This window comes from Arthrobacter sp. YN (assembly GCF_002224285.1).
Lineage (GTDB): Bacteria > Actinomycetota > Actinomycetes > Actinomycetales > Micrococcaceae > Arthrobacter.
On the sequence record NZ_CP022436.1, the window covers coordinates 1888567 to 1900484 of the forward strand.

The window sequence follows — 11918 nt, forward strand, 5'->3', positions numbered from 1 at the left end:
GCGCTGCCGGCGGCGTGACAACGAAATAAGGGTTATGAGCGACTACGCACGCGCCAGTGGTCGGCTCGCAACAGGAGGAATCCACCATGGCTGAGCACAACGGCGGCAATCGCGGCGGTAATCGCGGAAACTTCGGCGGTAATCGCGACGACCGCGGTTCGTACCGCCCCAACAACAACTCAGGTGGGGACCCTCGTGGGTTCCGTTCCAGGGAGAACCGGGACGGCAATGATCGTCCGGCCCGTGATGGTGAGCGTCGTCCGTTCAACAACGACCGTGGCGACCGGAAGCCCTTCGGTGACCGTCCCGAGCGCGGACCGCGGAACTTCGATGGACCCCGTCGCGACAGCGATGACCGTCGCCCGTTCAACAATGACCGTGGTGACCGGAAGCCTTTTGGCGACCGTGGCGATCGTCCGGCTCGTGATGGTGAGCGTCGCCCGTTCAACAGTGAGCGTGGTGACCGCAAGCCTTTCGGCGACCGTCCCGAGCGCGGACCGCGGAACTTCGACGGACCCCGTCGCGACAGCGATGACCGCCGTCCCTTCAACAACGACCGTGGTGACCGCAAGCCTTTCGGCGACCGTGGCGACCGTCCGGCTCGTGATGGTGAGCGTCGTCCGTTCAACAACGACCGTGGCGACCGGAAGCCCTTCGGCGACCGCAACGACCGCGGTCCGCGGAACTTCGACGGCCCCCGTCGCGACAGCGATGACCGCCGTCCCTTCAACAACGACCGTGGTGACCGCAAGCCTTTCGGCGACCGTGGCGACCGTCCGGCCCGTGATGGTGAGCGTCGTCCGTTCAACAATGACCGTGGTGACCGCAAGCCTTTCGGCGACCGTGGCGACCGTCCGGCTCGTGATGGTGAGCGTCGTCCGTTCAACAACGACCGTGGCGACCGGAAGCCCTTCGGCGACCGCAACGACCGCGGTCCGCGGAACTTCGACGGCCCCCGTCGCGACAGCGATGACCGCCGTCCCTTCAACAACGACCGCGGTGACCGCAAGCCCTTCGGCGATCGCAACGACCGCGGTAACTCCTGGGAAGAGCGCCCGGCCAGGGTACCCAACGCCAAGGACATCCGCAGCTCCAACCGTCCTGACCGTGAGCGGTCTCCCGAGATTGATGAGGATGTCACCGGCAAGGAACTCGACCGCGCCACGGGTCACCAGATCAAGACTCTTGAGGAGCAGAGTGCGGGCTGGGTAGCCAAGCACCTGGTCATGGCCGGCCGCCTGATCGACATCGAGCCCGAGTTGGCCTTCCAGCACGCGCTGGCTGCAAGCCGTCGTGGCGGTCGCCTTTCGGTTGTTCGTGAAGCTGTGGGCCTGACTGCCTACGCCGCGGGCCACTACGGCGAGGCGCTGCGTGAATTCCGTACGTACCGCCGCATCAGTGGCTCCAATGTGCACCTGCCCGTGATGGCTGACTGCGAGCGAGGCCTCGGACGCCCGGACCGCGCGCTGGATATGGTCCGTTCTCCAGAAGCCCAGGACCTCGATGCTCCTGGCAAGGTGGAGTTGGCGATGGTGGCTGCTGGTGCCCGTGCGGATCTGAAGCAGTTTGATGCTGCTGTCACCGAACTGGAGATCCCCCAGTTGGACATCAACAGGGCCTTCTCTTACAGCCCGCGGCTGTTCCGTGCCTACGCTGAAGCACTCAGCGCTGTGGGTCGCACGGAGGAAGCGGACAAGTGGGCCCGACAGGCTTTGGTGGCTGAGAATGCTTTGGGCGTCGGCGATTTCGCTGAGCCGGAGATCCTTGACCTCGGGTGGGATGACCAGGAAGAAGCAGCCGCGAGCAAGCCGCGCTTCGTCAAGTCGGCTCCGGAGTCCGACGTCGTGAAGCCTGAGACCGAATCGGTTATTGCCGAAGCCGCAGCGGCTGACGTTGAGCACGATGACGTTGAACTTGATGACGCCGAATCTGACTACTTCGAGTCGAATGACGCCGAGTCGGACATCGACTCCGCAGAAGACGACGCTGAGGAAGAAGAAGCAGAAGCCAAGGAAAAAGACGCCGAAAACCAGGGCACCGATTCCCAGCATGGCTGATTCACTCATCTCTTTGTTTGATGCCGTCCTCTCCGATCTGGACGGTGTGGTCTATGCAGGACCGCACGCCATTCCGGGAGCGGTGGAGTCGTTGCAGCGCCTCGAAACCGTCGGTGTCGGGCTGGGTTATGTCACCAATAACGCCTCCCGCACCCCTGCCCAGGTCGCTGCGCACCTGCGAGAGCTCGGTGCGCCGGCGGAGGACCATCAAGTGGTCAGTTCCTCCCAGGCAGCAGGGGAGCTTCTGGCTTCCATGCTGCCTGCGGGGGCGCATGTGCTCATTACCGGCAGTGCGGCTCTGGCCCATGAGATCGAAATGGTCGGACTCAAGCCGGTACACAGTGCCGCTGAATCCCCGGTTGCCGTGGTCCAGGGATTCAACCCTGAGATCGGGTGGAAGGATCTCGCGGAGGCGTCGTATGTAGTGGCCGGCGGAGCCATGTGGTTTGCCACCAACACGGACATGTCCATACCGCAGGCCCGCGGCATGGCACCGGGCAATGGAACGCTGGTTGCTGCTGTGGCGGCTGCCACGGGAAAGACTCCTTTGGTGGCGGGTAAGCCTGAAGCGCCGCTTTTCCATGCGGCAGCGAAACGGTTGAACGCCGATCGCCCGCTGGTTGTGGGCGACCGTTTGGACACGGACATCCTGGGCGGCAACCGTGCGGGATTTGCGACGGCGGCCGTCCTCACTGGCGTGGACACCACCCACACCATCCTCGCGGCGCGGACCGACGAGCGCCCCACGTATCTTTTGGCCGACCTGGAGGGCCTTTACGCGCCCTACCCTGAGGTCATCAGCGACGACGGAACCTTCCGTTGCGGTGCTGCCTCGGCGGTCGCCGGGGACGGGACCGTCACGGTCACGGGCGCTGAGGATGACCTTGACGCTTGGCGCGCGGCCTGTGCCGCGTGGTGGGCCAGGTTCCCCGACATGGCCGTGGCGCAAGCGCCGCAGGTGGAATGGCGAACTCACTAGACTGGTGCGATGACCGAGCCAATTAACGCACCGGCGTCCGCACCACAAGGCCCGGAAAGCCCACTAAACCCGGAAAGTCACGCGGGCCTCGTGACTGAAAACGAGGAGCCGGCGCGCCCGGAGGTCCAGTGGCCCGATGCAGCCAGCTCAACGGGGGACCCGCTGGTGGACAGGGCCTTGGCCGTCCTGGACAACGTGCCGGCGACCCCCGTGGCAGAACATGGAGACCTGTACGCAGCCATCCATGACTCCTTGTTGGAAGCCCTGGACGCTGAACCCGGCCTCCCGGCCGCGCCACAAAGTACCCCCCGCCCGGAAGGCGACAGCTAGCGTATGGCACGACTCGACCAGGAACTCGTCACCCGTGGGTTGGCGAGGTCACGTACCCATGCGGCAAAGCTCATCAGCGATCGCAAAGTCAGCTCCGCCGGGACTGTCCTCGCCAAAGCCGCACTACAGGTGGACTCGGCTACGGACTTGGCCGTAGAGGCCCACCTTGAGGACATCTACGTCAGCCGCGCCGGTCATAAGTTGGCGGGCGCGCTGGAGGCGTTTCCCGCCGTCGTGGTTGCCGGAAAGCGGTGTCTCGACGCCGGTGCCTCCACAGGTGGCTTCACGGACGTCCTGCTGCGGCAAGGGGCGGCAAGTGTGGTGGCGGTGGACGTAGGACACGGCCAGTTGGTGCCACACCTGCGCGATGACCCCCGCGTGGATGTCCATGAGGGCATGAACGTCAGATACATGTCCCCGGAGCAGATCGGTGGTCTCGCAAACCTGACGGTTGCGGACCTCTCCTTCATTTCGTTGACTCTGGTCGTGGGGCCGCTGGCGTACTGCACCGAACCCGGCGGGGACATGGTCCTGATGGTCAAGCCGCAATTCGAGGTGGGCAAGGAACGGCTGAGCCGAACCGGCGTGGTGTCATCGGACCACGAACGACGCCGGGCCGTCGCCCAGGTTGCCCGGGCTGCGGTGGATGCGGGGCTTGTCCTGATGGACCTCGCCGCCAGTCCGCTGCCTGGCCAGGACGGAAATGTTGAATACTTCCTGTGGATGAAGCGCGGGATGTCCGCGGTGTTGCCTAAGATCGAAGAGCGGGACGGGGACGTTGCTGCATTGATCACGAAATTCTGGCCAAACCACTAGAAAGCAGAACCCGATGAGCAGGCGTGTACTTGTCCTTGCCCACACAGGGCGGGAAGAATCGCTCCGCGCAGCGTGGGATGCCTGTACTCAACTGCATTCCTCCGGCTTGGTTCCTGTGCTGCAAAAGTCCGAACTTGCCGATATTGAACGGTTCTTCGGTGCGTTGGATACACCCATTGAGATCCTCAACGACCACGTCAACCTGGAGGACGTGGAATTGGTGATGGTCCTTGGTGGTGACGGGACCATCCTGCGGGCCGCGGAACTGGTGCGTGAGGTGGACGTCCCGTTGTTGGGCGTGAACCTGGGGCACGTGGGCTTCCTGGCCGAAAGCGAGCGTGCGGACCTGGCACAAACAGTCGAATGGATCGCCAGTCGCCAGTACACGGTGGAAGAACGCATGACCATCGATGTCCAGGTGTGGGTCAAGGGCCAGAAGATCTGGCACACGTGGGCGTTGAATGAGGCCGCCATTGAAAAGGCCAACCGTGAGCGCATGCTGGAAGTCGTTACGGAGGTGGACGAGCGCCCTTTGACGTCCTTCGGGTGTGATGGCGTGGTCCTGGCAACTCCCACGGGTTCCACCGCTTACGCGTTCTCCTCGGGAGGGCCTGTGGTGTGGCCGGAGGTGGAAGCACTGGTGATTGTTCCAATCAGTGCCCATGCCCTGTTCGCCAAGCCGTTGGTGGTTTCGCCGAGGTCCAAGCTGGCCGTCGAAATTATGAACCGGACCGAAGCCATAGGTGTCCTTTGGTGCGATGGCCGGCGTTCCGTGGACCTGCCGCCCGGGGCGCGTGTTGAAGTGACCCGTTCGGCCACTCCGGTGCGCTTGGCACGTACCCATAAGACACCCTTTTCTGCCCGGCTCGTCCGCAAGTTTGAACTCCCCATCCACGGCTGGCGTGGACCGGCTCCCCGGAGTGGGGAAGTCCACACGGGCCCCCTCCCGGTCATCCGGACCCTTTCACCGGCTCCGTTGCCCAGTCCTCGGGATGTAGACGGTCCCCGGGACGGTGACCTTTCCGACCCCACGAATGCGAAGTGAACCATGCTTGAAGAACTCCGAATCCGTGACCTTGGCGTCATCACCGATGCCGCCCTGCCGCTGGGCCCTGGCCTGAGCGTCGTCACCGGCGAAACCGGTGCGGGCAAGACCATGGTGGTGACCGCCGTCGGGCTCCTTCTTGGTGCCCGATCAGATGCAGGTGCCGTCCGCAGCGGAGCCAAATCGGCGTCCGCTGAAGCGGTCTTGAAGCTGGATCCGGCACACAGCGCTGTTGAGCGCGCCAAGGAGGCAGGCGGTGAGGCGGAAGAGTTCGACGGCGTTGCTGAACTCCTGCTGGCCCGTACCGTGGGTGCCGATGGGCGCAGCCGTGCCTACGTCGGCGGGCGGGCCGCGCCTGTGGGGGTCCTGGCTGAACTGGGAGAAAGCCTGGTGGTGGTCCACGGGCAGTCGGACCAGATCCGGCTCAAGAGCTCCACAGCGCAGCGGCATGCCCTGGATCGGTTCGCCGGTGCGCCCCTTGCCAAGACGCTGGGGGAGTACCAGGAGCTGTACAACCACTGGAAGAACATCCAGTCCGAGCTCGAAACGTTGCGCAGCGAGGCCCGGGAGCGCCTGCGGGAAGCTGAGTCCCTGGATGCGGCCCTGAAAGAAATCGACGAGGTGGATCCCCAGCCAGGGGAGGACGAGATACTCAAGGCCGAGGCCGTGAAACTCGCCAACGTCGAAGAACTCCGGTTGGCCGCAGCCGCAGCCCATGAGTCCCTTATCGCCGAGGAATTCGGCGACGCCGGCGACGCAACCACCATGGTGGATGCTGCCAAGAGGACACTGGAGCATGTTGCCGATCACGACGAGGAACTGCGCTCCGCCGCTGCCCGGCTCGCGGAGGTCGGGTTCCTCCTCAACGACATTGCAACAGAGCTGTCCAGCTACCAGGCCGCCCTGGATACGGAAGGTCCGGAGCGGCTCTCCGAAATCGAGGAGCGCCGGGCAGCCCTGGCCAAACTGATCCGCAAATACGCCCCGAGCATTGATGAAGTGCTGGAGTGGGCGGCGACGGCCAGGACCCGGCTGGACGAGCTCCAGGATGATTCCAGCCGCATCGAGTCCCTGGATGCTGAGGTTGCTTCGACGGAAGCCACTCTTCGGAAACAGGCAGCGGCTATCTCCAAGGCACGCCTCAAAGCTGCCAAGGATCTCTCAGCCCGGGTCAGTGCTGAGCTCAAGGCGTTGGCGATGGCTGACGCCACGCTGGTCATTGAGGTCGAGGGCAGTGGATCGTTGGGCCCTTGGGGCACCGACGAGATCGCCTTCCTTCTTCGGCCGCACTCAGGGGCTCCGGCACGGCCGCTGGGCAAAGGAGCCTCGGGCGGTGAACTGTCCCGGGTGATGTTGGCCATCGAGGTAGTCCTCGCCGCCGTGGATCCAGTGCCGACGTTCGTGTTCGATGAGGTGGACGCGGGCGTGGGTGGCCGGGCCGCCGTCGAAATCGGCCGGAGGCTGGCCATGCTTGCCCGGCACGTCCAGGTGCTGGTGGTAACGCACTTGCCGCAGGTTGCTGCCTTCGCCGATCAGCACATCCGAGTGACAAAAACCTCCGTGCGCGGTGCTGACGGTAAGACAACCACGGGGTTCACCTCCAGCGATGTTCAGCTGCTGAGCGAGGACGAGCGGGTCAAGGAGTTGGCCCGCATGCTGGCAGGGCAGGAGGATTCCGAATCGGCGCAGGCCCACGCCCAGGAGTTGCTGGACGACGCGAAGCTCCTGCCGCAGCGCGCTTAGTGCTGTCGGCCGGAATGCGAGCACCATCACATCGGCGCACTTAATCCCGCCCGGCTCTTGCTTGGAATGCGGTGGTGAGCAACTATTGACCATTTGGGGAATCCGAACAGACGCTTGGAAGGCGTAATTGATGATAAGCTCGAATTCCGTGGTGCAGCGATCAAATTCCCGTGTAAATTCCCGGTTCCCGGGCTCGTCCAAGACGACCAAACACATCTTCGTCACCGGTGGTGTGGCGTCCTCGCTCGGTAAGGGTCTGACGGCTTCCAGCCTCGGTCACCTGCTGCGGGCACGCGGTTTGTCTGTAACTATGCAGAAGCTCGATCCCTACTTGAATGTGGATCCGGGCACGATGAACCCCTTCCAGCACGGCGAAGTATTCGTGACGGACGACGGTGCCGAAACTGACCTCGACATCGGACACTACGAGCGCTTCCTCGATGAAAACCTTGAAGGTTCGGCCAACGTCACAACGGGCCAGATCTACTCCACCGTCATCGCCAAGGAACGTCGCGGCGAATACCTCGGAGACACCGTTCAGGTCATTCCCCACATCACCGATGAAATCAAGCGCCGCATGCGCCTGCCTGCCGAGGGCAAGAACGCTCCGGACGTCATCATCACCGAAATCGGTGGCACGGTGGGCGATATCGAATCGCAGCCGTTCCTGGAGTCAGCCCGCCAGGTCCGTCAGGATGTTGGCCGCAACAACGTCTTCTTCCTGCACGTTTCGCTGGTTCCCTACATCGGACCGTCCCAGGAACTGAAGACCAAGCCGACGCAGCACTCCGTGGCAGCCCTTCGCTCCATCGGCATCCAGCCTGAAGCGATCGTGATCCGCTCAGACCGCGAAGTGCCGGACGCCATGCGCGAGAAAATCGGCCGTATGTGCGACGTTGACATCGACGCCGTAGTCAACGCAGCTGATGCCCCCAGCATCTACGACATTCCCAAGACCCTGCACTCACAGGGCCTGGACTCCTACATCGTCCGCGCCCTTGACCTGCCGTTCAAGGACGTTGACTGGAGCAAGTGGGACAAGCTGCTCGAAGCAGTGCACAACCCCAAACATGAGGTCGAGGTTGCCCTGGTGGGCAAGTACATCGACCTCCCGGATGCGTACCTCTCGGTCACCGAGGCCCTTCGTGCCGGCGGTTTTGCCAACGAAGCCAAGGTCAAAATTCGTTGGGTTCCCTCCGACGAGTGTGAAACCCATGCCGGTGCCACCAAGGCCTTGGCCGGTGTGGACGCCATCTGCGTTCCGGGTGGCTTTGGTATCCGCGGCCTCGAAGGCAAGCTCGGCGCTTTGAAGTTCGCCCGTGAATCCAAACTCCCGGTCCTTGGCCTGTGCCTGGGCCTGCAGTGCATGGTGATCGAGTACGCCCGCAACGTGGTTGGCCTCGAAGGTGCCTCCTCCAGCGAGTTTGAACCCGACTCCAAGTACCCGGTCATCGCCACCATGGAAGAGCAGTTGGACATCGTGGAAGGCAAGGGAGACCTCGGCGGCACCATGCGCCTGGGCCTGTACGAAGCCAAGCTTGACGAGGGCTCAGTCATCGCCGAGACGTACGGCACCACCACGGTCAGCGAACGCCACCGTCACCGCTACGAGGTCAACAACAAGTACCGCGACCAGATCGCAGCAGAAGGCCTGGTGTTCTCCGGTACTTCTCCTGACGGCAAGCTGGTGGAGTACGTGGAACTTCCCCGCGAGGTCCACCCGTACTATGTGGCAACGCAGGCGCACCCGGAGCTCAGCTCGCGCCCCACGCGCCCTCACCCGCTGTTCGCAGGTCTGGTCAAGGCTGCCTTGGAGCGTCGCGAAGGTGCCCCCGTGGCCACCAAGACCGGTGCCCGCGCGGTAGCTGCCAAGTAAACGCAAGTACTAACGAAGGACGGCGCGATGCCCGGTATTTCTGAAACCCCCCGCACATCAAGGCAGGTTTCGGACATGCCGAGCCCGCGCCGTCTTTTGTCTACCAGCAAGGTCTACGAAGGCCGTATTTGGGACGTTGTCAGCGACTCGTTCCAACTCAGCGATGGCACGGACACCCTTGTTCGTGACTACATTGACCACCCTGGCGCAGTAGCGGTGCTCCCCATGAACGTGGACGGCGAGATCCTGCTGCTGAAGCAATACCGGCATCCGGTGGGCATGGACCTGTGGGAGATCCCGGCGGGCCTGTTGGACGTCGAGGGCGAAGACTTCGTGGTGGGGGCGGCCCGGGAGTTGGCGGAGGAAGCCGACTTGGTCGCGGCTACGTGGAACGTCCTGGTGGACTTCTTCAACTCGCCCGGTTCGTCCAGCGAAGCAGTCCGGATCTATTTGGCGCGTGGCATCAGTGACGTTCCCATGGCGGACCGGCACGTCCGCACCGATGAAGAGGCCGAAATTGAACTCCACTGGGTGCCGCTCGATGACGCCGTGAAGGCAGTGCTGGAAGGCCGCCTGCACAATCCGTCGGCAGTGCTGGGCATCCTGGCGGCCGCAGCTGCGAAAGCAGATGGGTTCACTGGGCTTCGTCCCGCCAATGCGCCGTGGCCGGCTCACCCGAGCCAGCGCTGAGCATGGCCGAGGCCGCCACCAGAACCCCCACTGGCATTGACCGTGCAGTAACGGACTACCTGCAGCATGTGGGTGTGGAGCGCGGCCTGGCAGCCAACACCCTCGCGGCGTACCGCAGGGATTTGGCGCGGTACTCCAACTTCCTCACGAACCAGGGCGTGGAGCGGCCTGGCGACATCACCCGGCATCACGTGACCGCCTTCGCCCAGGCGCTGTCCGATGGAAGCGATGGCGCCGCTGTGCTGGGTGTCCGCTCCGCTGCGCGAACCGTGGTGGCGGTCCGCGGACTTCACAAATTCTGGGCCCTTGAGGGAACCACGACGGCGGACCCCGCCAGCGATGTCCACCCGCCCATGCCGGGCAAACGGCTTCCCAAGGCCATCAGCGTCGGCGAGGTCACACGGATCCTGGAGGCTGCGGGAGCCGATTCGCCCACAGGACTCAGGGACCGTGCTCTCCTGGAATTCCTCTACTCCACCGGTGCCCGTATCAGCGAAGCTGTCGGGTTGGACGTGGATGATATCTCCCTCGAAGACACAGGTGGCGATCCCGCGATCGTCAGGTTGTTCGGCAAGGGTTCCAAAGAGCGGTTGGTGCCCCTCGGCTCCTACGGAGCCCGCGCCGTCGGAGCTTATATTGTCCGAGGCAGGCCGCTGCTGGCATCCAAAGGCAAGGGCACCCCGGCGCTGTTCCTCAACGCCCGCGGAGGCCGGATCAGCAGGCAGAGCGCCTGGACCATCCTCAAAGCGGCGGCTGAGAAAGCCAACATCACCAAGGACGTTTCGCCGCACACACTCCGCCACTCCTTCGCCACCCATCTGCTGGAAGGCGGAGCTGACGTCAGGGTGGTGCAGGAACTGCTGGGGCATGCCTCGGTGACCACCACTCAGGTTTACACGTTGGTCACCGCAGACACCTTGCGCGAGGTCTATGCGGCGGCGCACCCGAGGGCGCTGGGCTAAGGGGCGCTGGGCTAACAGGGGCGCCGGGCCAGGAGCGCGTTCGGCGAACTACCCGAGCACGTTCAGCGTCAGCTCCACGGCGTCCACGAACAGCGCCAACAGCGACGTCCCCAGGCCTGCCACCAGCAGGAGCCCCGGATGTGCCAGGCCCACCACAACGCGCTTGAGCCGGGGTCGTCCCTTGAGGAACTTCTTGGGGACCCGGGTCTTCACCGGCACCTGCCGCCAGCCGCGCAACCGCCGAAGGAACCACGCACACCGCACAATGAAGGCCATCCAGAGGATGGAGAGCACCAGTGGAACGGCAGCCAGCATGAGGTTGAAGCCCAACGCCGTAACTTCCTTTTCGGAGTCGCCAATCACGGTTTGGACGGTGGTTGAGATGGAAGCGCTCATCACCACTGAGGCGGCCCACACCATGAACGCCGCCACGAGCGCCAGGAACCGTACAAAAAAGTGACCCAGTACTGTTGCGTCCACTGCCCTGAGATGGCTGCGGGGCGTGGCATGGAGCACCACCAGCGTTGAGATCAACGTGGGCAGTGCTGCCACGAGGACCAGGAGGTACCAGGTCCATCCGGCCAGGTCCACTACTTCGTCCAGAACAATCAGCCCGGCCCACACCACGGTCCAGGCCCATCCTGCATAGAGGGGGTGTGCCACCAGCCAACGGGGTAGCCATAGGTCCCGTTCGGGCGTGGCTTTTGTGGCTGTTTCGGCAGCCGCGCTTCCCTCGACGGACGGAGGAGCTGCAGCGTCGTCGACGGCGGCCACATTGGCCGGCCGGTTACCCCCACCTTCAGTCATGGGCTCACTGTAGCAATGGCGGCAGTGGCAGGGGAGATCAGGTTAAGGTAGGCAGCATGACTGCAGCCCATGTGACCCTGTGCTTCCTCCTCCGCGACGGCGCGGACGGCGGGCACGTCCTCCTCGGCACCAAGAAGACCGGCTTCGGCAGGGGCAAGGTAGTGGGAGTCGGTGGGCACGTGGAGCCGGGGGAGACCGCCTCCCAGGCCGCGTGCCGGGAGGTCATGGAGGAAATCAACGTGGTGGTTGCTGCGGAGGACCTGATTCCGGCGGGCACTGTTGATTTTGTTTTTCCGGCAAGGCCGGAGTGGAACATGGCCACCACCGTGTTCCTGACCCGTACGTGGGAGGGGGAACCTTCGGAAAGCGACGAAATCGCCCCCGCATGGTTCCCGGTGAGGCAACTCCCCGTGGACCGGATGTGGGCCGACGCCGAACACTGGCTGCCGGCCATGATTGCCGGCCAGCGCATTGCCGTGCGGGTGGCTTTGGCAGCAGATAACGAAAATGTGGCTGACGTCCACACCATTGATTGGGTGGAGCAGCCGTAGCAAGAACGTAAAAAGAACGACGCCGGGCCGGTCGCCTTTCGGTGACCGGCCCGGCGTCGTAC

General features: G+C 63.9%; 11 protein-coding genes. 10 read left to right on the plus strand and 1 reads right to left on the minus strand.

What is annotated here, in order from left to right; genetic code table 11:
* The first annotated feature begins 86 nt into the window (after positions 1 to 86).
* From CGK93_RS08520 to xerD, 9 genes are all read left to right on the plus strand, one after another.
* Positions 87 to 2057 carry a hypothetical protein gene (locus CGK93_RS08520; RefSeq protein ID WP_089597308.1) on the plus strand — a complete coding sequence of 657 codons (1971 nt, stop codon included), beginning with the start codon at positions 87 to 89 and terminating at the stop codon, positions 2055 to 2057.
* Complete coding sequence (locus CGK93_RS08525; RefSeq protein ID WP_089594451.1) at positions 2050 to 3036, plus strand: HAD-IIA family hydrolase; 987 nt, start codon at positions 2050 to 2052, stop codon at positions 3034 to 3036. The genes CGK93_RS08520 and CGK93_RS08525 overlap by 8 nt, the downstream gene beginning before the upstream one ends.
* Before the next feature lie 9 nt (positions 3037 to 3045).
* Positions 3046 to 3366: a hypothetical protein gene (locus tag CGK93_RS08530; RefSeq protein WP_232481585.1), complete on the plus strand. Its 321-nt coding sequence runs from the start codon at positions 3046 to 3048 to the stop codon at positions 3364 to 3366.
* A 3-nt stretch (positions 3367 to 3369) separates the two neighbouring features.
* A complete protein-coding gene (locus CGK93_RS08535; RefSeq protein WP_089594453.1) occupies positions 3370 to 4182 on the plus strand; it encodes a TlyA family RNA methyltransferase in 813 nt (270 codons plus the stop codon).
* Positions 4183 to 4195: 13 nt separating this feature from the next.
* Positions 4196 to 5227, plus strand: a complete 1032-nt coding sequence (locus CGK93_RS08540) for an NAD kinase (RefSeq protein WP_089594454.1) — start codon at positions 4196 to 4198, stop codon at positions 5225 to 5227.
* Positions 5228 to 5230: 3 nt separating this feature from the next.
* On the plus strand, positions 5231 to 6970 hold the full coding sequence (gene recN, locus CGK93_RS08545; RefSeq protein WP_089594455.1) for a DNA repair protein RecN: 1740 nt from the start codon (positions 5231 to 5233) through the stop codon (positions 6968 to 6970).
* A gap of 130 nt (positions 6971 to 7100) precedes the next feature.
* The gene (locus tag CGK93_RS08550; protein ID WP_089594456.1) at positions 7101 to 8846 is read left to right on the plus strand and encodes a CTP synthase; all 1746 of its coding nucleotides are present in this window, start codon (positions 7101 to 7103) and stop codon (positions 8844 to 8846) included.
* Positions 8847 to 8873: 27 nt separating this feature from the next.
* Positions 8874 to 9536, plus strand: coding sequence for an NUDIX domain-containing protein (locus CGK93_RS08555; RefSeq protein WP_089594457.1), 663 nt, complete (start codon positions 8874 to 8876; stop codon positions 9534 to 9536).
* Positions 9537 to 9538: 2 nt separating this feature from the next.
* The gene (xerD, locus tag CGK93_RS08560) at positions 9539 to 10498 is read left to right on the plus strand and encodes a site-specific tyrosine recombinase XerD (protein ID WP_089597310.1); all 960 of its coding nucleotides are present in this window, start codon (positions 9539 to 9541) and stop codon (positions 10496 to 10498) included.
* 48 nt (positions 10499 to 10546) lie between these two features.
* Here the strand turns inward: xerD and CGK93_RS08565 are convergent, their stop codons facing one another.
* Entirely contained in the window at positions 10547 to 11305 is a 759-nt protein-coding gene (locus CGK93_RS08565; protein ID WP_089594458.1) for a hypothetical protein, read from the minus strand.
* Positions 11306 to 11361: 56 nt separating this feature from the next.
* Between CGK93_RS08565 and CGK93_RS08570 the strand changes: the two genes are divergently transcribed.
* On the plus strand, positions 11362 to 11856 hold the full coding sequence (locus tag CGK93_RS08570) for an 8-oxo-dGTP diphosphatase (RefSeq protein WP_089594459.1): 495 nt from the start codon (positions 11362 to 11364) through the stop codon (positions 11854 to 11856).
* Positions 11857 to 11918: the final 62 nt, after the last annotated feature.